The 20,121-nt window shown below is 54.3% G+C and carries 18 protein-coding genes and 3 tRNA genes; 13 read left to right on the forward strand and 8 right to left on the reverse strand.

The window, feature by feature from the left end:
- Nucleotides 1–11: 11 nt before the first annotated feature.
- Both CCALI_RS13815 and CCALI_RS13820 read right to left on the reverse strand, forming a co-directional pair.
- A complete protein-coding gene (locus tag CCALI_RS13815) occupies nucleotides 12–560 on the reverse strand; it encodes a COG1361 family protein (RefSeq protein WP_016484086.1) in 549 nt (182 codons plus the stop codon).
- 61 nt (nucleotides 561–621) lie between these two features.
- Nucleotides 622–2,007: an L-type lectin-domain containing protein gene (locus CCALI_RS13820; protein WP_016484087.1), complete on the reverse strand. Its 1,386-nt coding sequence runs from the start codon at nucleotides 2,005–2,007 to the stop codon at nucleotides 622–624.
- Between the two features lie 406 nt (nucleotides 2,008–2,413).
- On the opposite strand from CCALI_RS13820, the gene pstS reads away from it, so the two are divergent.
- From pstS to CCALI_RS13850, 6 genes are all read left to right on the forward strand, one after another.
- A complete protein-coding gene (pstS, locus tag CCALI_RS13825; protein WP_172636661.1) occupies nucleotides 2,414–3,427 on the forward strand; it encodes a phosphate ABC transporter substrate-binding protein PstS in 1,014 nt (337 codons plus the stop codon).
- 13 nt (nucleotides 3,428–3,440) lie between these two features.
- The gene (gene pstC, locus CCALI_RS15550; RefSeq protein ID WP_016484089.1) at nucleotides 3,441–5,516 is read left to right on the forward strand and encodes a phosphate ABC transporter permease subunit PstC; all 2,076 of its coding nucleotides are present in this window, start codon (nucleotides 3,441–3,443) and stop codon (nucleotides 5,514–5,516) included.
- Nucleotides 5,517–5,544: 28 nt separating this feature from the next.
- Complete coding sequence (locus CCALI_RS13835; protein ID WP_016484090.1) at nucleotides 5,545–5,928, forward strand: BON domain-containing protein; 384 nt, start codon at nucleotides 5,545–5,547, stop codon at nucleotides 5,926–5,928.
- Nucleotides 5,929–5,949: 21 nt separating this feature from the next.
- Entirely contained in the window at nucleotides 5,950–6,780 is an 831-nt protein-coding gene (gene pstB, locus CCALI_RS13840) for a phosphate ABC transporter ATP-binding protein PstB (RefSeq protein ID WP_016484091.1), read from the forward strand.
- 143 nt (nucleotides 6,781–6,923) lie between these two features.
- Nucleotides 6,924–6,995 (forward strand) — tRNA-Glu (locus CCALI_RS13845).
- Between the two features lie 19 nt (nucleotides 6,996–7,014).
- A tRNA-Leu gene (locus tag CCALI_RS13850) sits at nucleotides 7,015–7,096 on the forward strand.
- 173 nt (nucleotides 7,097–7,269) lie between these two features.
- On the opposite strand, the gene CCALI_RS13855 is transcribed toward CCALI_RS13850, so the two are convergent.
- Nucleotides 7,270–8,874: a chloride channel protein gene (locus CCALI_RS13855; RefSeq protein ID WP_081648411.1), complete on the reverse strand. Its 1,605-nt coding sequence runs from the start codon at nucleotides 8,872–8,874 to the stop codon at nucleotides 7,270–7,272.
- Nucleotides 8,795–9,199, reverse strand: a complete 405-nt coding sequence (locus CCALI_RS15555) for an ArsR/SmtB family transcription factor (protein WP_016484093.1) — start codon at nucleotides 9,197–9,199, stop codon at nucleotides 8,795–8,797. The genes CCALI_RS13855 and CCALI_RS15555 overlap by 80 nt, the downstream gene beginning before the upstream one ends.
- 63 nt (nucleotides 9,200–9,262) lie before the next feature.
- Between CCALI_RS15555 and CCALI_RS13865 the strand changes: the two genes are divergently transcribed.
- Complete coding sequence (locus CCALI_RS13865) at nucleotides 9,263–10,405, forward strand: phosphatidylglycerol lysyltransferase domain-containing protein (protein ID WP_016484094.1); 1,143 nt, start codon at nucleotides 9,263–9,265, stop codon at nucleotides 10,403–10,405.
- 144 nt (nucleotides 10,406–10,549) lie between these two features.
- On the opposite strand, the gene CCALI_RS13870 is transcribed toward CCALI_RS13865, so the two are convergent.
- Nucleotides 10,550–10,621: transfer RNA gene (locus CCALI_RS13870), tRNA-Thr, on the reverse strand.
- Nucleotides 10,622–10,807: 186 nt separating this feature from the next.
- Here CCALI_RS13870 and tatC point away from each other — a divergent pair.
- Genes tatC through CCALI_RS13890 form a run of 6 tightly spaced genes read left to right on the forward strand, consistent with a single transcriptional unit; the run spans nucleotide 10,808 to nucleotide 16,840 of the window.
- Complete coding sequence (gene tatC, locus CCALI_RS13875; RefSeq protein WP_016484095.1) at nucleotides 10,808–11,773, forward strand: twin-arginine translocase subunit TatC; 966 nt, start codon at nucleotides 10,808–10,810, stop codon at nucleotides 11,771–11,773.
- 22 nt (nucleotides 11,774–11,795) lie between these two features.
- Entirely contained in the window at nucleotides 11,796–12,605 is an 810-nt protein-coding gene (locus CCALI_RS13880) for a hypothetical protein (RefSeq protein ID WP_016484096.1), read from the forward strand.
- Complete coding sequence (locus CCALI_RS15560; RefSeq protein WP_082629889.1) at nucleotides 12,602–13,591, forward strand: DEAD/DEAH box helicase; 990 nt, start codon at nucleotides 12,602–12,604, stop codon at nucleotides 13,589–13,591. The genes CCALI_RS13880 and CCALI_RS15560 overlap by 4 nt, the downstream gene beginning before the upstream one ends.
- Nucleotides 13,491–14,954: a DEAD/DEAH box helicase gene (locus tag CCALI_RS15565; protein ID WP_269431611.1), complete on the forward strand. Its 1,464-nt coding sequence runs from the start codon at nucleotides 13,491–13,493 to the stop codon at nucleotides 14,952–14,954. The genes CCALI_RS15560 and CCALI_RS15565 overlap by 101 nt, the downstream gene beginning before the upstream one ends.
- Nucleotides 14,951–15,124, forward strand: coding sequence for a hypothetical protein (locus tag CCALI_RS16265; RefSeq protein WP_155850579.1), 174 nt, complete (start codon nucleotides 14,951–14,953; stop codon nucleotides 15,122–15,124). Before CCALI_RS15565 ends, CCALI_RS16265 begins: the two co-directional genes overlap by 4 nt.
- Nucleotides 15,125–15,139: 15 nt before the next feature.
- Nucleotides 15,140–16,840, forward strand: coding sequence for an ArnT family glycosyltransferase (locus CCALI_RS13890; RefSeq protein WP_016484097.1), 1,701 nt, complete (start codon nucleotides 15,140–15,142; stop codon nucleotides 16,838–16,840).
- A gap of 6 nt (nucleotides 16,841–16,846) precedes the next feature.
- On the opposite strand, the gene trpC is transcribed toward CCALI_RS13890, so the two are convergent.
- The 3 genes from trpC to CCALI_RS13905 form a co-directional block, all read right to left on the reverse strand.
- Nucleotides 16,847–17,632, reverse strand: coding sequence for an indole-3-glycerol phosphate synthase TrpC (gene trpC, locus CCALI_RS13895; protein WP_016484098.1), 786 nt, complete (start codon nucleotides 17,630–17,632; stop codon nucleotides 16,847–16,849).
- Between the two features lie 146 nt (nucleotides 17,633–17,778).
- Entirely contained in the window at nucleotides 17,779–18,816 is a 1,038-nt protein-coding gene (gene trpD, locus CCALI_RS13900; RefSeq protein ID WP_016484099.1) for an anthranilate phosphoribosyltransferase, read from the reverse strand.
- A 2-nt stretch (nucleotides 18,817–18,818) separates the two neighbouring features.
- A complete protein-coding gene (locus CCALI_RS13905) occupies nucleotides 18,819–19,823 on the reverse strand; it encodes a DUF1444 domain-containing protein (RefSeq protein ID WP_016484100.1) in 1,005 nt (334 codons plus the stop codon).
- Nucleotides 19,824–20,121: the final 298 nt, after the last annotated feature.

Genomic DNA, 20,121 nt, shown 5'->3' on the forward strand with positions numbered 1-20,121 from the left:
GTGCTCTCCTTTCAAAGCTCTCGGATGGCCTGTCTTCTGCTTCGGGCGCGATATAGAGATAGGGCTGCGACCAGCATAAAGAGCAGGGTTAAGCTTGCAAGCGATCCCATCTCCGGGGTTGTGGCCGAGGAGGTGAGAGTCACTTGAAACGGCTCGCTTGCCAAGACGTTTGTATCCGAAGCGGTGGCACCCCCCAAAATAGAGTAGGTACCGACGTAGTTTCCGGCAGGTGCGCTCTGCGGATTGGTGGCTGTGAACAGGGCGATCAAGCCGGTAGTATCTCCTGGGTTAAGAGAGGGGGGGGCGTTGTTGAAGAAGTCGGTGTCATCAAGCGTCCAACCCGTTGCAGCAAACGAGAAGTTGTCGGCGTTTAGAAAAACGGTAGAGGTTCCGTTGTTGGTTATCGTGCCGATAAAGGTAAAGAGGTTGCTTGTTCCGGCAGGCCCCGATTGAAGAGCGGGGCTAAGCGTCAGGGAGATTTGGGCCTGCGCTTTTCCAAGCCCACCCCAAATGACCAATAGCAGTACAGTGAGAAGTAGAGGCGATTTCACTGTTTTCATGTTTGTTCTTTCTCCTTTGATAGTTTTAGAAGACTGGTATTTCACCTAAGTTTGTTTCGTTTCATGGCAGCACAACCCGCCAGGACTGTTGAAAAGCTCCTGAGTTTTGATTGCCGCCTACAGAGAGTCGCACCGTCTTCCCGCTTTGGCCCGCCGAGCTGGGGAAGGTGAAGGTAAAGGAGGTGCTTTGAGCCGAGTTCAGACTCATTGCTGCGGTGGGAAGAGAGGGAGAGAGAGGAGAACCGGCAGCACCTAACTGCGCCATGGTGAGGGAGACGCCGTTGACGGGTGTCGGGCCAACGTTGGTTACCTGTATTGTGACCGAGTAGGTGCCATTAGCATTCTTCTGCAGATTAGCGTAGGAGAGTTGCAGTGCGGAGGCCGTACCGGTAACGAAGACCGAGCTGGCACTCTGTGTGGTTCCTAAGGTAGGGTTTTGAGCGAGGACATGGAAGTGATAGACCTGATTGGGAATGGTCGGGATCGTGACGGAGTGGTTAATTCCCATTGTTGTATCTGAGAAAGAAGGGCCATTTGGTTCCAGAACAACACTGCCAGTGGAGGGTTCATCCGTCGTCCAGGTGATTTGGGCAGAAGTTCCCGTGGCGTTCACGATGACAGAGACATTGCCGATGTGAAACAGGGAGGTTCGGTAGTTCCAGCTCAGAATGTCGTGGTTTTCCCATGCGGCTCCTGTGGCGGAGGTTAGACCTACCCAAGCCAGTCCGCCCGGTAGACCAAGCGCCTGTTGAAGGTCAACGGGCACAGAGAGAACCTGCACTCCATCTAAGGAGACCGTCATGTTCCCTGGGGCTCCGGGCAGGTATTTTATCTCGGCGGTATGCACATTTCCATCCGCCATCCGCACCGGAAGGTTAGGATTATCTCCCAGGATCAGGGTGCCATTCTGACCGTCAGGAGAGTTAGGCCCGATGCCGTGCGTGTGGATGGCGATATGGTTATTGTTGGGATCCGGGGGAACGTACCACCAGTTCCAAAAGGTATCGAACTCTACCGCGAGACTATGGGTAATACCCACATATCCGATATCCCCACCATTACCGCCGATTGCTGAGGTGCCCGCCGGGTCATCTTGAATAACGAAGGCGATTCCATCGGCACCGGGGGTCACTCCAGGAAACGAACCTAGGTCAGTGATCTGGAACTGGAAGGTGCTGTCGAACCCCCCTTGTACGTAGAGCTGTGCGCTGAACCAAGCCGCGCCATCTTGGAAGTCGGTGGCTGGTGTCAGACGCAGCCGATTGTTGAAGAAGCTGGCATCACCCACTAGCGACAAGGTAAACGGGGCATTTGCCGCCAGGGAGCTACTGCTGAAATCAGGGTAATTGAAGATGGATTCGGTTTGTGCTTGAGCTGAACAGAAGCCGCTCAGCAAAAGCAAAGCTAGCACTACCCATGCAAGTGAAGCGATCCGATGGCTTTTCATTCTAAAGCCTCCTTGTTTAGATTTGAGTGTTGTGGAAAGGCTTTTGAAGCCCTTTCAATTCTCACTATAACAGGCCATCATTAGCCCATCATTAGCTCGTTCATTAGCTCAGAGATGTATTTGAGAGAGGATTGGATGTTGCTTGGGGATAGGGGGCAAAAAATTTTTAATTTTTTTCGAAGGTGGCGTCGGCGTACATGGCGAGAAACCATTAGGCAGGCCTGTGTACCGCACGAGGTGCCTGAGGGTGCACCGCGTCTTAACATTCTCTTAATATTTTGCGGGTTATAATCGTTGATCGGAAGCAAAAGAGGTTTGGGCATCGTCTGACGAGCTCAATAAAGCCGAAGGAGGCCGAGAAAGAAAGGATATGAATTTCAGGAGGTACCTGAGACAAGCAGGAAGTGTGGGGTTGTTGCTGCTGATGGTTTCTGGATATGCGCTTGCACAGAGTGTTACCTTGCGAGGGGCGGGCAGCACCTTTGCAGCGCCGATCTATACGCAGTGGTTTGCAGAGTATAAAAAGGAGACAGGGGTCTCTGTGGACTACCAGGCGGTGGGGTCGGGTGCCGGAATCAACGCGCTAAAGAATCGTACCGTAGATTTTGGAGCAACGGACGCACCCTTAACCGATTCCGACCTCAAGCAGATGCCTTTTCCCGTGGTGCAGATTCCCACTTTGGGAGGAGCTGTGGTAATGACCTACAACCTGCCGGGGGTTGGGTCAGGCCTGCGGCTCACCCCAGAGATCATCGCCGATATCTACATGGGCAAGATCAAAAAGTGGAACGACCCACGTATCTTGGCCATCAACTTTATTAAGAACCTACCCGATCTGCCTATCCATCCCGTTCACCGCTCCGATGCTTCGGGAACAACCTATATTTTCACAAGCTTTCTCACGAAAGCCGTTCCCGAATGGGCAAAACAGATAGGCTCGGGAAAGTCGGTGAGCTGGCCGGTTGGAATCGGCGGCCAGGGTAATCCTGGAGTAACAGCCAACATTATGCGCACCAAGGGAGGGTTCGGTTATGTGGAGCTAGCTTATGCCATCCAGAACCATCTGCCGCTAGCCTCCGTGCGGAATGCTGCCGGGAACTTCGTTACCCCCAGCGTTACCACCACCAACATCGCTATTGGACAGTATATCGGCGCTCTGAAAAAGGACATTCGCACTCCCACCGTCTATGCTCCCGGCGTCAATAGCTATCCCATATGCGGGCTGACCTATGTGCTGATCTACCAGCACGGGGGAAGCAATCCAGGACCGGTAACTAAGCTGTTCAGTTGGGCGATGGGCGAGAAAGCTCAGGAAATGGGAGAGAAGCTTTACTATGCTCCTCTACCACCCTCCTTAATAAAGCTGAATTTGGCGGCCCTTAAAACCGTGCAAGGTGCCCAAGTGGCGATAGGGCCTTAATAACTCAGGAACGATGGCGCAAATTTCATTGGCAAAAGAACCTCTTCCGAAGCCGCGTGGGCTAGGTGAACGGAGGATTTGGGCCTTTCTTGTCGATCGTCTTTTCCGCGGAACCGCCCTGCTTTTCGCCCTATCAACGGTTGTGATTATTCTAGGCATTGCCCTCTCGCTGGTGCTTGCCTCCCAACAAAACTTTCACCACTCCGGGCTTCGCTTTTTCTTGGGCGATCGGTGGATACCCAACCCACCTACGGCAGAAAAGCCCATTGGAAACGTTTTCGGCGTGCTGCCCTTCGTGTACGGCACGTTTGTGACCTCGGCTCTAGCGCTGCTTTTGGCTGTGCCTATAGGGGTTGGCAGCGCCATCTTCTTGGCGGAGCTGGCACCGCATCGGGTCAACAAGACGCTCTCCTTCTTCATCGAGATGCTTGCTGCGGTGCCCAGCATTGTGTACGGCTACTGGGGCCTGCTCTATCTCGTTCCCATTTTACAAAACCGCGTAGAGGTATGGCTGAACTCTCATTTCGGCAGCATCCCCTTTTTCGCTTCTTACTACGATACGGGCACCGGCATGGATTTTCTTGCAGCCGGTGTTGTGCTCTCTCTTATGATTCTGCCCTACGTCACGGCGGTATCACGTGATGTGCTGATGGCCGTTCCACGGGTACAGCGAGAGGCCGCCTATGGTCTTGGTGCCACACCGTGGGAGGCCACGAAGCAGGTGGTTTTGCGCTACGCAAGCAGCGGGATCATCGGGGCCGTTATGTTGGCGTTAGGTCGGGCCTTGGGGGAAACTATGGCGGTGACCATGGTCATTGGCGCTAAAGTGACCATAGCCCATTTAAAAGACCCCGCGAGCTTTTCCCTCTTACGCTCCGGCTATACGATGACCTCTGTGCTGGTCGATCAGTATAACGGACCTAACTCTCCCTTGCACGCGAGCGCTCTCACCGAGATCGCGCTGACGCTGTTTCTCATTACCATTGTCGTGAATGGAGTGGCTCGCTTGCTCGTTTGGCTTACGGCGAGCGGAGGTGGGGGATCGCGCCGCACGGTAGCGTTACGTGGTCATCTAATGGGCTTCCTACGTATCTTGCTTAGCCTGTTAGTGGCCGTGGTACTGCTTTATCAGATCGCGCATGATCTGCGATCGCAGGGCTTGCAAGGGCTTTTCGGTCCGGCGGAGTTGCTCGCGATATCTCTCCTGCTCCTTTGGGGCATTAACCGATGGGCGCCCCATACGCGCTTTTTCCAGATATGGCGACGCATCGGCAGTATCGGCGGTAATGTCGCCTGTTTTCTGTGTGCGCTGCTGGGGGCTACAGCGCTTGTTTGGCTTTTCCAGTATGTATTTCGAGCTGGCGTTCCCGCCCTGAACGCGCAGTTTTTCCGCCTTCCAAACCCGGCAAATCCGGAGGCGGGAGGCATGTTGCATGCCATTGTAGGCACGGGTATTTTAGTGGCGATGGCCTCGGCCGTGGGCATACCTGTGGGTATTTTAGGCGGCATCTATCTGTCGGAGTTTGGCAAAGGCCGATTGGGCTTCTGGATTCGGTTTTTTACAGATCTCCTTAACGGCGTGCCTTCCATCGTTGTTGGCATCTTCGTCTATAATATTCTGGTGGTTCCGACTCACGAAAACTTTGGATATGCCGGCGGCATTGCTTTGGGCATTTTGATGATCCCAACCGTAATGCGCACAACGGAAGAGCTACTAAAAGTGGTGCCTGTCTCTTTACGGGAAGCCTCACTTGCCCTTGGGGCCACCTATGCCCGAACGGTATGGAAGGTGGTGCTGCCAGCTGCCCGCGGAGGCATTCTCACCGGCATTCTCTTGGCAGTGGCTCGTGTGGCTGGGGAGACGGCCCCGCTGCTCATCGTGCTCTGTAGCATTAACCTATGGTCGGTGAACCCACAAAAGCCTTTACCTTCTCTACCGGTGCAGATATATCTCCTGAGAAACGATAACGACCCTGTGGCGCTTTCACAAGCATGGGGCGCAGCTTTGGTGCTTGTGCTCCTCGTTATCGTGACGAGCTTGCTAGCGCGCATCGTCTCCGCACGCGGAGAGATGCGAGCGATAAACTAAACTTTTGAAAAGGAATGAACGATCGAATATGCGACAGAGAGCTTATGGATTGTTGGGGATTGTCGGCTTGGCCGTGGCGCTGAGCGGCTGCTCTGCTAAGACGCCATCAGAAGGCACTAGTTCCGGCCAGGGGACGTTGAACAACGCCAGCAAGGATGCTCAGATCGAGGCCGATGTGAAGGCGGCACTTGCAGCCGATCCGGCGTTGAAGGGCGAGAAAATCACTGTCTCTGTTAAGGATGCCCAAGTAAGCTTGGATGGTACGGTAAAATCTATTGCGGCACATGATGAGGCCGAGAAGGATGTAGACCAGGTAGTTCAAAAGTACGCTAGCGTTAATGCAGGAGTGATCAACAACCTTTTGGTGGCAAGTGACCGCACGGCCATTTCCCAAAACGGGGAAGGGCGCTAGTTGCGAGGAGGGAATCCTCTGATGGAAACAACGGAACGCGGGGTGCCGCTCTCTTTGGAAGAGAGCGTGGTTGCTGGAGCCTCGAACGGGAAGAAAGAGGTTGTTCGCATCTCGGTGCGGCATCTTGACTTCTTTTACGGAAAGTTTCAAGCGCTACACGATATCAATCTCGACATTTTGCGTAATCAGGTAACCGCCCTTATAGGCCCTTCGGGGTGTGGGAAATCTACGTTTCTTCGCACCCTAAACCGAATGAACGACATCATTCCAGGTGCCCGCTTAAGCGGTCAGGTGTTGCTAGATGGAGAGGATATCTACGATAAGGGCGTGGATGTCATTGCGCTGCGGCGGCGTGTTGGCATGGTGTTTCAGAAGCCAAACCCTTTTCGGATGTCAATTCGAGAAAACGTAGAGTACGGGCCGCGCCTGCACGGTATTCGAGATAAGAAACGCCTTGCCGAAATTGTGGAACGCTCGCTGAAACAGGCTGCCTTGTGGGATGAGGTGAAGGATAACCTCAATAAGTCGGCGGAAGAGCTTTCGGGAGGCCAGCAGCAACGGCTCTGTATTGCGCGTACACTGGCGGTAGACCCGGAGGTTATTCTTATGGATGAACCCTGCTCCGCGCTCGATCCGGCCTCCACTTATCGTATTGAGCAGCTTATGGACGAAATGCGCGCGAACTACACGATTGTTATTGTAACACACAATATGCAACAAGCGGCCCGTGTTTCACAACGCACGGCCTTCTTCTTAAAAGGGGAACTTATTGAGGTGGGAAATACAGAGGATATCTTCTCTCGACCACGCGACAAGCGCACGGAAGATTACATTCAAGGCCGATTCGGATAAAAGATCCTATCTGATTACGTAGGGTATTGTTTAGGTAGGCAAGAGATCGCTACACTACGGTAACTCAGGCTCCCTCGTTCGTATGCCTCTCTTGACAAAAGTTTGGCAAAAAAGATACAATACACTGTAAACGAATGGCTTCCGGGGATATCGTCTAGAGGTTAGGACGAGGGATTTTCAGTCCCTAAACCGGGGTTCGATTCCCCGTATCCCTATTGACAAAACGAGTTGCTTGCCGAGGTGGTGGAACTGGTAGACACGTACGCTTGAGGTGCGTATGCCGAAAGGCTTGCAGGTTCGAGTCCTGTCCTCGGCACTCTCGAATGGTGGAGGGGCTTACCTTAAGGTAAGCCCCTCTTGTGTTGTTGTTTCGACCTCAAAGACTTGGAAGGCTTTCTGTGAGGGAGATGAGAAATCCCGTTGATACTTCGCAGTAGCATACGGGAAGCGAATCTACTGCGATACAACAATCTCCTCAGGCAGCGATACCTAGTTGTCTTCTTTTCCGTGTCGTTTTTGAAGAGCGCGCTCGAGGCGTTTTATGAAACTGTTTTCGTGGAGTTGGATGTCGGAAGGAACGATCTTGCCGATAGGTACGTCGAGCGTTGGCAGCAGTCCAGCTGCCTTAGAATAGCCAAGATACTGGCTTGAGAACACGCTGCGGTGCCCTACAATGAGAAAAGCCGTACAGGCGCAGAGGGCTGCTTCGACTCCAAAATGGCCTCCTAGCAGTTCGAGAGCCATTACTGAGGCGGCGATAGGAGTGTTGGCAGCGGCAGCAAGGACGGCAACAAAGCCGAAACGGGCGAAGAGCGGAACAGGCAGATGCAGAATCTGCGCCATCGCAGCGCCGGCGGTTGAGCCGATGAAGAAAAGAGGGGTGACGATGCCACCGGCACCCCCTGTTTTTAAGCTGAGTGAGGTAGCGATAATCTTTACCAGAAAAGCGAGAAGCATGATTCTCGCCGTTCCCTCCAGAGCCGATCGAATCAGGGGTTCGCTCAGGTCTGCATATCCTGAACCGGCAAGTTGGTAAAGCACAGCGAGAGCTGTTCCGCCGAATACTGCGACCCAAAAGGGATGGGATGCAAAGCGCCGTAGCTGCTGATCGAGAAAGCGCATTGTCTCAATAAGCAGCATCGCCACAAGACCAAAGAACACCCCGGAAAGCAGACTCAACAGTACAAGCATCGGCTGAGATAGTTGATGGGCGTGTCCGTTCCCAGGAACCAGCACGGGCACGGGAGGCGATGCGCCACAGGCAAGATGACCCACGATACCGGCTACAATGCAGGGAAAAAGCACCGGATATTCCAACCTACCCAGGTAAAGCACCTCTACGCCAAAGAGCGCGCCGGAGATAGGGGTTCCAAAGACGGCGGCAAAACCAGCGCTCACCCCGCAGATCACAAGACGACGGCGGTCTTCATCTGAAAGGCGCAGAAGGTCGGAAAGCAGGCTGGAGAACAGGGCTCCGATCTGGGCTGCCGGCCCCTCCTTTCCTACCGAGCCTCCGCCGAACAGGGTGAGAATGCTGAGAAAGAGGCGCACGGGGATAGCGAACGGATCGAGGCGACCACTACGGGTATGAATAGCCTCGATCACAGCATCAGTGCCCTCCTGCGATTCCAGGTCGTCGTGCGCTTTTTGGCGTGTGGTAATATGGGCTAAGAGCACACAAAGCGGAAGGATTAGCGGAAGGAGCCAAAAGTGTGGAATGCCAAAGCGATCAAGCGCATGCCCGAACCCAATGGCGTGGTTGAGAATGTAAAGATACAGGCGAACCCCAAGACCGGCCAAGATGCCAACCGCCGTTCCAAGTACCGCCCATTTGAACGTATTGACAAGCAGTGTCGCCTGCTCTAGGTACCACCGATAGGCTGCATATGTCTCTGTAGGCGCATCTGGCGGTAATGGGTTATAGGTTTCAACACCAGAGACGGCTACAGTAGGGCGTTCTTGAGGCTTTACATCGGATTTTGTAGAGGAGGATGCTGTCTCTTGAGACAAGGGGTTATCGGGTAGCGACATGGGGTTGAACCGGCGTTTCTTGAAGTTGTTCTGGAGTAAAGCTTGCGTCCTCGCTAAGCTCATGCACGCGACAGAACTCCTCTAAGAGAGTGAGCATAAGGGCGATGCGCGGGCCTCGAAGGCGATATAGACGTTGTGTGCCTTGGGCTTCGGCCACCACGAGACCTACCTGGTTGAGAACGGCCAGGTTTTGAGAGATTGTCGGTTGGGCAACGCCAAGCTCTCGCGCGAGCGCGTTCACCGTGCACGGCTGTTGGCAAAGCCGTCTAACGATCTGCAGGCGCACCGGATGCGACAGAGCCGCAAAGATTTTACAGATGGGCGCGAGGTGGCTCTGCGCTCCGCTCCTGGCATACGAGCTGACACTTCTGGGCTGGCTATTCTTCATAGGGAGCATTCCATAATATGCAAAATTTTGAATATTTCGGGTAAGATTATACCCAACTCTATCATGTCATCGGCCTTTTTAAGACAAGAGGTAGAGGCTCTGCCGACATGCCAACTTATGGATGTGCACCAATGGGCGCACACGATGGTTCGGCGCTACGGCAGGCAGTCTATTGCCTATCAGACATTGCTACCGGGAGTTGTGCTACGGGCTTATCCTCAGTTGCCAGCTTTGGTGGGGTATGTTGAGCGCTGGCATGCGCGCGTTGTTGTAGGGTTGCCGATCACGCCTTTAGAAAGTCTGCAAGAGTCTATGGCGATATTTGAACGAGAGGCTGCCGAAGCGGGACGTTCCGTCTGTTATTTTGGGGTAGAGGAAGGGGATGCGGCGTGTTTGGGCCGTAGGGGACGAATGCGGATCGGCGCACAGCCCATATGGATCCCGGGTCGTTGGGCGCAGACGTTGAAGCAACATCCTTCGATCCATGCGCAGATTCGTCGGGCGCGCAACAAGGGGGTTGAGGTTCACGAATGGCCTTTAGGGTGTGTTAGCGAAAGTAGGGCGTTAAGGGCTTGTCTAAGAGATTGGATAAGCCACCATAGGCTTCCTCCCATGCATTTTCTTGCCGAGCCGGATATTTTAGCCCATCTTTACGACCGCCGAGTGTTCGTGGCAGAGCGTGAGGGCGTTCCTGTTGCCTTCCTCATTGCAACCCCGATCCCGAAGAGGAAGGGGTGGCTGGTCGAGCAGTTAATACGCGGATCATCGGCGCCAAACGGCACAAGCGAGCTGTTACTGGACGCCCTAATGGGTGCTGTAAGGGGCGCTGAGATGGTATCGCTTGGCCTAACGCCGCTGACACTTCAGGGCAAAGAGGAGGGGGTGGAAGCCTTATGGCTACGACTAGTTGTGCGGTGGGCACGCATGCACGGAAGACGGTTTTATAACTTTCACGGCATCGAGGCCTTTCGAGCACGACTTGCCCCTGACCGTTGGGAAAACGTATATGCCGTGGTAAATGCCCCCCAATTCACCCAGAAGGATCTATTTGCCATTATCGCTGCGTTCACACAAGAGCCCGTGAGTATCTACCTCATGCGCGCTTTGTTTCGCGCTGCCCAATGGGAATGGAGGCGAGGACAGGAAGTCGTAACAAGGTTGTCCTCGCTTTTGTCTATTCTCAAGAATCGCGGAAAGGGCTGCTGAGTCCGTAGACTTGTCTACACCTTCCTAGTAAAGCGGAGCTCAAAGGAACGTTTTGGAATAGATTCATTGAAGACGTTTTGGAAAAGTGGGTTTGATAGACCGTTCTGCGAAGTACCAAAAGATTGGACGGCAGAATGTTGAAAAAGCCGACGGTCGGATTCGAACCGACGACCGACGGTTTACGAAACCGTTGCGCTACCGCTGCGCCACGTCGGCACGTATCGTTCAGCAGTATACTGCGCAGACCGCACAAATGTCAAGCCGAGGAGGAACCCGCAGGTTGCTTCCTAGGGTATAATCGCAGAAGAGAGATAGAAGATCACGTTTTTTCAGGAATAGAACGCTTATCTCCGTATAGGGGAGAATGTTAAGGAAGGCCTTTTGAGGTGAAGGTAACGGCATATGGCCAAAACACCGCACTATGATGAAAAGCGAATGGAGCTTACAGAGCATCTTGCGGAGCTGCGGATGCGCATTATCCGCTCGCTCTTTTATGTGCTTGTGGGTGCCATTTTGGCCTATCAGGTGTTCACTCCCATCTATAACTTCCTTTACCAACCCTTGGCCAAACAGATCGATCGGCTCGATAAGCAGCGCATTATTGCCAACACCACGTCGGCTAACAAGATCGTTTTTGGATCGGACGGTCATATCTATCTGCCACCCCTTCACAACCCGCCGACGTATCAGGATATCGAGAACCTGCGGGAGTTGGTGATTTGGGGTCTGCAGCACCCCGGTCAAAAGCCGGTAATAGGCGACGTATTTCGCAATTTCCATGAGATGTTTCTCGTGCGCCTTAAACTGAGCCTGCTTTTTGGCTTTATTCTCGTTATTCCCTTCGTTCTTTGGGAAGCGGCGGCTTTCGTGCTACCTGCTCTCACTCCGCAGGAGCGGCGGCCTTTACGGCTTATGTTTCCTATCTCGGTGTTTCTTCTGCTTTTCGGCGTGGTGGTGGCCTACATCACCATGTTCTATGCGATGGGCTGGTTTTTGTCCTACTTAAGCGATTTTCCTCCCGGCGCCACGCTGATGCAAGACCCTAACGACTACATCGTGTTCATGGTAAAGATGATGGCGGCCTTTGGGGTAGCCTTTCAACTGCCGGTCGTGCTGATGGCGGGTACCTACTTGGGCATTGTTAATTCAAAAAGCCTTATCAAGCAATGGCGCTGGGGTGTGCTCATTGCGGTGGTAGGTGGCCTGCTGACCCCTTCTAACGACATCATCTCGTGGACGCTCATGGTCATACCTCTGCTCGTGCTCTACTTCGGCAGCTACTTCTTGGTACGCCTCGTAGAGTGGATTAAAATACGCGATCAAGCGAGGGCGGCGCGCTCTCAACAGCCACGCCCAGGAACCGCCTAACATTGAGAAAGGAGCATTCTGTATGTCACTGCGAACTGTTTGTCTCGGTATGGCTTTAAGTTGCTTAATCGGCACTACCGCACTTGTGGCGCGAGCTCAAGACACCTCGCAAACTCAGGGAGCCGGAGACCAGATGGTGACGCTGGCCTACAAGTTTGAAAAAGGGGCGACGGTAACAATGAAAACGGTTGCCCATGTGATGGCAGCCGATGGTTCGTCGCAGGTCACCTATACCACAACGGCTCAGCGTGTTGTAAAGGAGGTAAAGCCGGACGGCTCAGTTGTTATCACGGTTACCCCCGGAAGCGCCTCGGTGGATTTGGGATCGGGGCCCCAGCCCACCCCTCCACCCCCGCCCTTCTCGGTCACTTTCGATAAACAGGGACGCTTGGTGATGGTAGGCGAAAAGAAAGAGGACGACACATCGCCTATAGTGCCCCAAGCGGCAGCTCTCCTAGAGGCTTCGGTGCATGTGGTTCTGCCGGATCACCCCGTCAAGCCGGGCGATACCTGGCAGTCTACCTTTGATAACCCGCTTGTCAAGGGTAAACAGGTCACTCTAAAGGATACCTATGACGGTATGGTGGTCTATCAAGGGCGGAACTGCTGGAAGGTTGAGCAGACCCTGGAGGCCGCTACCGATGACATGGGCACGATGATGACGGTGAAAACGACGGTCTATATGAACCCGACAGATGGCTCCACGGTCTACGCGAAGTCCAGCTTGAAAAACCTGCCCACTCTAAACTACGGTCCGATCAGTTGGGAATCGGAGACGACCTTGGTAGCGGATACAGGTAACAAGAATGCCGATGGTTCTGCAAAGCCTTGAGTCTGCATGATGCAATGGATTTTGATGGCTATCTTCAAGACCTGCGTCGTTCGGAATCCTATCGAGGCCAGATAGCGCATATCGAGCGTATACCTGGCCAATCGGCCTGCTATGGGGAAGTACGAACAGGTTCGGAACCTGCCTCTTCGGTGCGCGCGCTCCATCCGGATCTGGAGCGCGCCTTGCGTTCTCAGGGAATAGGGCGGTTCTACAGCCATCAGGCCGATGCTATCACCGCCGCACTCGAGGGGAAACATGTCACCGTGGTGACCTCCACGGCGAGCGGCAAAACGCTCTGTTATAATGTGCCGGTTATCCAAACGGTGCTCGAGCAACCAACAGCGCGCGCCTTTTACCTTTTTCCGACGAAGGCTTTGACACAAGATCAGCTCGGCAAGCTGAACGCGTTAGGGCTGTTTCCCACAGTGCGTTTCGCCTCCTACGATGGCGATACCTCTGCTGAAGAGCGCCGAGCGGTTCGTCGGTCCGCCCACATCGTGCTTACGAACCCCGACATGTTGCATCGTGCCATTCTGCCCAACCATATCCAGTGGGGAAGCGCTCTTGCAAACCTGCGCTATGTGGTGATAGATGAGATGCATGTCTATCGAGGGGTATTTGGTGCCCACGTAGCTCATGTACTGCGCCGATTACGTCGCCTCTGTCGTCACTATGGGTCGAACCCTCAATTTCTCTGTTGTTCTGCCACCATTGCAAATCCTAAGGAGCTGACCGAGCGGCTTACCGGCGTGTGCGAACCGGTGATCATAGACAAGGATGGAGCGCCAGCCGGCCGAAGAACGTTCGTTTTTTGGAACCCTCCTCTTATCGAACAGGACGACAATACGCGAAGCAGTACCCACACCGAGGCCACGAAGTTGTTCTGTGATCTGGTTTCTCAGGGGGTGCGTACCATTGTTTTTACCAAGGCACGCAAGGAGCGCCGAGCTTATTCTCCGCTATGCTCGCGATCTGTTGCAGGCTAGAGCGCCCGAACTTGTCGATCGAATCGCAGCCTACAGAGCCGGCTATACTTTGAAGGAGCGCCGCCGTGTGGAGGAACAGTTGTTCTCCGGGCAGTTATTGGGGGTAACATCCACCAACGCCCTAGAGCTTGGCATTGACATTGGGGGACTGCAGGCGTCCATACTTACCGGTTATCCAGGCTCAGTGGCCTCCACATGGCAGCAGGCGGGACGCGCCGGTAGGGGCGAAGAACCCGCTTTAAGTGTGTTGGTTGCCTACAATAGCCCTCTAGATCAGTTCCTTATGAACAATCCCGACTATTTCTTCAAGAAAACCTGCGAGCACGTGGCGTTGAATCCCGACAATCGGCGCATTCTGCGAGCACATCTGTTATGTGCGGCTTACGAGAAAGCTCTCTCCGAAGAGGATTTGGCGCTGCTCGGGCCGGCCACAGAGAGCTGCATCAAAGTGCTTGAGGAGGAGGGCACTTTGGTACGCCACGGTGGCCGCTGGCTCTATAACGCTGGGGACAATCCGGCTGCATGGGTAAGCATACGCTCTGCCGGTGGGGCGCCTTTCCGCATCGAGGACGTCTTTGGCAAACTGATCGGCACGGAAGAACCGGCAAGCGCTTTTCGGACGCTCCATCCAGGAGCGATCTATCTTCATATGGGGGAGACCTACCTGGTGCAGGAGTTAGATATAGAAGGGCGCCGGGCCATTGTAAGTCCTGCAACGGTTAACTACTATACGCGTTCCAGCAGCACCACGGACGTGATCATACTGCGGGCACGGAGTTCACAGGACTATGAGCATTTTACCGCTCACTTCGGAGAGGTAGTGGTTACCAACAGAGTGGTGTCGTATCAACGCATAAAACTGTACACCGAGGAGGTGTTAAGTATCGAGCCGTTAGACTTGCCGGAGCAGACCTACGAGACCGAAGCGGTGTGGTTCACAGTGCCCGCCTCGCTTTGTCAGCAGCTGGCCGGGTTTACCCAAGATCTGATGGGTAGCCTGCACGCTCTAGAGCACGCGGCTATCGGCCTCCTACCTCTGTTAAGTGGTACCGATCCAGATGATGTGGGAGGAGTCTCTTACTTCCAGCATCCGGATACTGCTTTGCCGAGCGTCTTTATCTACGATGGATATCCTGGTGGGGTGGGCCTTTCGGAGTTGGCCTACGCGAACTTACTGTTTTTATTGGAGGCAACCCGTTCTCTACTCCAACAATGCCCCTGCCGGGAAGGGTGCCCGTCTTGTGTGCAATCGCCTCTGTGTGGAAATAACAACCAGCCGCTGGATAAACGGGGAGCTTTGGCGCTGCTGAATCTGCTGCTGGGAGAGAAGCGACCTGCTGTGGAGGCGAGCGTACAGCGGTGAAGCCAAAGGTTGAAAAGACTTACCTAGCGCAACGACGAGCACGTGCCCGTCGTGCTTTCTGGTTGAGAATCGTGCTCTTGGTACTGCTTATGATCGGAGTAGCCTATGTAGCTTGGTTTGCTCCGTACGCGCTCCATCCGAAACCGGCTCGTATTGTGCTGCAACCTTGAAAGGAAAGAGTGAGGTTGGAGGTCGAGGAACCTGTTGGTGCAGAAGCGTTGCCGAGTGGCAAGAAAGCCTCTGTGCTTGGGCTTTCTTGGGAAACCATACGAGCCGTTGGCTTCATAACGCTGTTAGGGTTCTTGCTGCGTCTGTTTGGTATTACATGGAGCTTGCCAAATGCCCATCATCCTTTTGCAACCTATCATCCCGATGAGCTTATCAACTTAAGTGCAGCGCTTCAGGCAGATATTCCCCATCTCAAGCTCGACATAGGGTTTTATAACTACGGTACTTTCTATTTCTACCTAGTAAGTTTAGCTGAGACGATAGCGGCGGGCTATGGTCTGCTACCGTCCCCTCAAACACCCAACGCGGCGCATCAAGCTGCTCTCTTTCTTGTGGGCCGTCTTGTGACCGTGCTGATGGGTACGCTCACCATCCCCGTGGTCTTTGCCTTAGGCAGGCGCCTCTATGGAGCGCGTATCGGTTGGTGGGCTGGCCTCTTTTATGCGGTGGCGCCTTTAGCTGTGGTCTACGGCCATTTCCTGGCAGTGGATGTGCCGGCAAATCTCTTTGTGGCGCTTGCGCTCTTATGGAGCGCTCGGCTGATAGAGAGCGATAGCGCGCGAGATGGACTGTTGGCCGGAATTTGGGTTGGGCTGGCAGCGGCAACAAAATATACCGCTGGGGTAGTGATTGTAGCCCCCCTCATAGCCCTCTGTTGGGCTAAAAGCCCGCACAGGCTGAGGACAGCCGTGCTTGTAGGACTGGGCGTGCTGCTGGCGTTCTTTGTGGGGTGCCCTGGCCCTCTGGTGAACTGGAATGTCTTTTGGAATGGCCTTCCCGGTTATCCCGGTTCTGGGGTCTACTACGAGCTTTTTGTTCACTCACGTCAGGGGCACGGGCTTTTGTTTGTCCACACGGGACCTGGGTGGTGGTACCACCTCATCATCTCCTTTCCGTGGGGGCTAGGGCTTCCCCTCTACGCCGCGGCTTTATGGGGAGTAGGGGTGGCCGGTAGGAGGCGCACGATAGGCGATAGACTGCTGCTGCTGTTTACTGCCCTCTATTTTCTTATCATTGGGTTCTCTGCGGTACGGTTTGCGCGCTATACCCTGCCGCTTTTTATTCCACTTGCTGTACTTACGGCGCGGGGGTTAGAGGAGGTGCATGGGAACAGAGCCAGGGAGCGGTTGCGGCAAGGCCTCTTAACCGTGGTAGCGTTGCTTACATTGTTACTATCTGTAGGATGGGTTCGAAGGATGGTGGCACTCACACCCCAAGATCGGGCTGCAGCCTATCTTTGGCACGTGTTGCCTCCAGGTGCCTCCGTTGCGTTTCCAACGATTCCCTGGTTCTACTCGCCCCCGCTATCTCCGCTCTTTGGGTTGCCTTCACCCGTTCAACGGGCGAAAGCAGCCCAAGAGGACACGCGATTTCGTCTGCGCATTCCTTCTAGGGAATGGGATCGGTCTGTACTATCTCCACTGCCCGATGCCGTAGTGTTTTCCAATTTTGAGACAATGCATCCGTTGCGGCTCGCATTGCCCTCTGCCCGACGTTTTCTTGCCGCTCTGCCAAGAGATTATAAGCGGGTTTATTTTGGCTCTGGGCCACCCTTGGGCGCACCCCCTTGGCAGACCATCATTCCCGACGATTTTCTCTACGTATGTCCGAAGATAACCGTCTGTATAGCGCCCAAGTACGCCTTAGCACCAGAGTAAGCGGAGCTAACGGCCGAGAATTTCTCGCACTTTGGCCCCTACATCGGCCTCTCGCATGAGCGCTTCACCGATGAGCACGGAGTGAACGCCGGCCTGTCCTAATCGCAGGACGTCGTCATGGGTAAAGATACCGCTCTCGCTGACGATAGTTCGGTTGGGATCGGGGGGTAGCTCTGCCAGCAGGTCGAAGGTAACGTTAAGTGAGGTCTGGAAGGTGTGGAGATCGCGGTTATTGATGCCAATAAGGCTAGCGCCAGCGTCGAGAGCCTCGTGTAACTCTTCTCGGTCGTGGACTTCAACAAGGGCGGCCATGCCGTACTCTTGAGAGAGATGGAGAAGATCGCGTAGCAGGCAAGGCGAGAGGGCTGCCACAATAAGCAGGATGGCATCGGCGCCGGCGGCGCGACTCTCCGCGATCTGCCATGGATCTATGATAAAGTCTTTTCTCAGGAGAGGCAGAGAAACGACCTCACGTATGCTGGTAAGATAGTCGAGTTTTCCTTGAAAATAGGGCTCATCGGTGAGCACCGAGAGGCAGGCGGCGCCGTTTGCCTCATAGGCTTTCGCAATGGCAATGGGATCGAAGTCGGCTCGAATGACGCCTTTCGACGGCGAGGCTTTTTTCACCTCAGCAATAAGAGTTGGGCCTGGAAGTTGACGAAGCGCCTTCACGAAGTCACGGGGAGGAGGAGCGTCAATAAGGCGCTCTTGGAGGAGTTGTAGAGGGGTATGTTCTGCGCGGTAGGCCACTTCTGTGCGTTTCGTGGCCAGTATCTCTGAAAGCATGCTCATGGGTTTCGTCCTCGTTTTGGTATCCTAATTTCTCGTTGTAGGGCAGGACCTCTTTGATGATAGCGTATGGGCTACAGGGTCAGTCTATGATTCTATTGCGTAAAAGTCTGTTTTCGCTTTCTGTCGCATAGATAACTAGGAGCGGCCTAGAACTTTCGGGTGAATGCTACAAAGCGCTCAAGGGTCTCTAAGGGCTTACAGGAGGCGATAAGGTCTTGAGCCATTTGGTAGGCATCTTGCCAGTCTTCCACATAACCGCAGACTCGCAGGGCTGCAGCAGCGTTGACGGCTACCAGCTCGCGTTTAGCGCGTGTTCCAGTATCGTCGTGTTGGGGGGTGAAAACACGACGAAGGAGCGCCGCGTTGGCTTCGGGCGTAGCTTCGGGCATGAGGTCTTCTAAGCGCGGCTCTTGCGATGGAAGTCCAAAGTCACGTCGGGTGAGGGTGTAGGTATCAACGTGCCCCTCTCTCAACTCCGCAATAAGGGTGGTGCCCACGGTGGCGATCTCCCCGACGCCGATATGACCATGAGCTACGATGGCGCTTGTGGTGCCAAGCGCATGCAGGGCCTCTGCGGCCGTTCGACAAAGGCTTTCATCGTAGATGCCCATAAGGCGGAGGGTCGCCCCCGCCGGGTTGACTAGCGGCCCAAGGAGATTAAAGACGGTGCGAATGCCCAATTCGCGTCGAGGTCCGCCCACATGTCGGAGAGCTGGATGGTGAAGCGGAGCAAAGAGGAAACCCACGCCGACTTCATCTATACATCGGGCACACTGCTCGGGGCTGAGGTCAATGCGCGCACCAAGGGCTTCTAGAACATCTGCACTTCCACACGTGCCAGATACTGCACGATTTCCGTGTTTCGCCACATAGGTTCCGGCGGCGGCAAGCACAAAGGCGACAGCTGTCGAGACGTTAAATACTCGAAAGCGCCCTCCACCGGTTCCGCAAGTATCCAGCAGGGGGGTGCTTTGTGGGTGGACCGGCTGGAGGCGAGTGCGCATGGCTTGGGCAAAACCAGTGATCTCCTCTACGGTTTCGCCTTTCATTCGCAAGGCCACCAACAGCCCCCCTACTTGCGCTGGGGTCGCTTCGCCCTCCATTAGCAGCTGCATGAGCTGAGCGGCCTGTTCGCGGGTGAGGTTTTTGCCTAATACAAGCTCATTCAAGATCTGTTTTAACATGGTTAGACCGATTCTTCGGTAGGTTCGCTAAAACTTTCCCAAGGGTTCAGGAGGGTGGCCTGCGGAAGCCCCTGAGCCGCTTGCGATAGACTGGGCAAGGAGGAATTTTGCCATACAGCCCCAGCGAAGGGGCTATCTGGCGAGAGCTTTTCCCCCTCGCCCTGAGGTTGATAGATCGAGACAATACCGCCTGTGGCCCGAATATCCACATGGTAGAGCTGATTCGTGAGCGGATAGGGCTGGAGGTGAAAATTTCGATTAGCCTGTTGCACGCTGGCGATCAGGGAAGGCATATCGTCGCGGACCACAATCAGGCGACTTCGATTCGGCACGGCGATCACGAAGTTGCTTTGTAGCCGCTGCCCCACGTAATTGCGGAATCGTTCGAAAAGAATCCAGCTCGATGTAAGGTAGTTTCCTTCAAACACAAAGCCGGCTTCCAGATTTAGCGGTCCTCCCTGCATCACGCTCACGATGTTGGGAAACGCCATGATACTCATATTGTTCATGGCCTGTTCTAGGGCCTGTTCCACGGTTACACCCCATCCGTCCAAAAGGTTTTGGGTAACCGCCCATATACGGCTGCGATGTTCGGCCATGACAATGACGTAAAGCTCTCCGAGAAAATGAACGGCGGGGAGGCTGTCGGGCACTTTTTGGCGTTGAAGGCTGCGTTGGGCATCGGCAAGAAATTCGCGACTGCGTAGTGAGGGACGCAGCATCGGCAGGGTATCGTACCAGGTTCCCGCGGGTGCTTCCGTTTCTAAGGAATCGAGAAACTCTGTGATGAGGGCGTCTCGCTTATGTGGCTCTTTGCAGTAGGCCGCATAAAGCCCGCGCAGGTTGCAGGTCTGCATGCGGCCATCGAGCACAATCGTGAAGCCGTTGGCTGCCGGGGCAAACTTTGCCGCCGGATGGGCCTCTTGCGCTGCACGCCGAATGCGATCGCAAAAATCTGAAAAGGAAAGCAGCTTATCTTTACCAATGTGAAGGCCAAGGATTCGCATCGTAGCTCTCCGTTGCAAAAGCAGTATCAATTTACCATAAATCTCCCACAACACCAAAACATGGGGTCTGGAGAGCCGATGTCGCGGCATTCACGGCTAGGCGGACGTCCTTAATAAAAAATAGAAAGGCTGTATTCCATGCTCGAAACCGTTCGGTTCGCACATAACAGAACGGAATGGCAGGATATACAGCCCTCGACAGAGATCGTTTGTTATTTCGGAAAACCTCACCATTATATCAGGGCGTTTTTTTGTCAAGGATATCTTGTGGGCTCAGCTGCCTGTTGAGGAAGATGAC

It is taken from the genome of Chthonomonas calidirosea T49 (genome assembly GCF_000427095.1).
Classification (GTDB): domain Bacteria; phylum Armatimonadota; class Chthonomonadetes; order Chthonomonadales; family Chthonomonadaceae; genus Chthonomonas; species Chthonomonas calidirosea.

What these genes read in the sequence shown, in the direction of transcription:
- CCALI_RS13865 (WP_016484094.1), top strand. Translation starts at nt 9,263, where the DNA reads ATGTCATCGGCCTTTTTAAGACAAGAGGTAGAGGCTCTGCCGACATGC.
- CCALI_RS13815 (WP_016484086.1), bottom strand. Translation starts at nt 560, where the DNA reads ATGAAAACAGTGAAATCGCCTCTACTTCTCACTGTACTGCTATTGGTC.
- CCALI_RS13855 (WP_081648411.1), bottom strand. Translation starts at nt 8,874, where the DNA reads ATGAGCTTAGCGAGGACGCAAGCTTTACTCCAGAACAACTTCAAGAAA.
- trpC (WP_016484098.1), bottom strand. Translation starts at nt 17,632, where the DNA reads ATGAGCATGCTTTCAGAGATACTGGCCACGAAACGCACAGAAGTGGCC.
- tatC (WP_016484095.1), top strand. Translation starts at nt 10,808, where the DNA reads ATGGCCAAAACACCGCACTATGATGAAAAGCGAATGGAGCTTACAGAG.
- CCALI_RS13820 (WP_016484087.1), bottom strand. Translation starts at nt 2,007, where the DNA reads ATGAAAAGCCATCGGATCGCTTCACTTGCATGGGTAGTGCTAGCTTTG.
- CCALI_RS13880 (WP_016484096.1), top strand. Translation starts at nt 11,796, where the DNA reads ATGTCACTGCGAACTGTTTGTCTCGGTATGGCTTTAAGTTGCTTAATC.
- pstC (WP_016484089.1), top strand. Translation starts at nt 3,441, where the DNA reads ATGGCGCAAATTTCATTGGCAAAAGAACCTCTTCCGAAGCCGCGTGGG.
- trpD (WP_016484099.1), bottom strand. Translation starts at nt 18,816, where the DNA reads ATGTTAAAACAGATCTTGAATGAGCTTGTATTAGGCAAAAACCTCACC.
- pstB (WP_016484091.1), top strand. Translation starts at nt 5,950, where the DNA reads ATGGAAACAACGGAACGCGGGGTGCCGCTCTCTTTGGAAGAGAGCGTG.
- CCALI_RS13905 (WP_016484100.1), bottom strand. Translation starts at nt 19,823, where the DNA reads ATGCGAATCCTTGGCCTTCACATTGGTAAAGATAAGCTGCTTTCCTTT.
- CCALI_RS13835 (WP_016484090.1), top strand. Translation starts at nt 5,545, where the DNA reads ATGCGACAGAGAGCTTATGGATTGTTGGGGATTGTCGGCTTGGCCGTG.
- CCALI_RS15555 (WP_016484093.1), bottom strand. Translation starts at nt 9,199, where the DNA reads ATGAAGAATAGCCAGCCCAGAAGTGTCAGCTCGTATGCCAGGAGCGGA.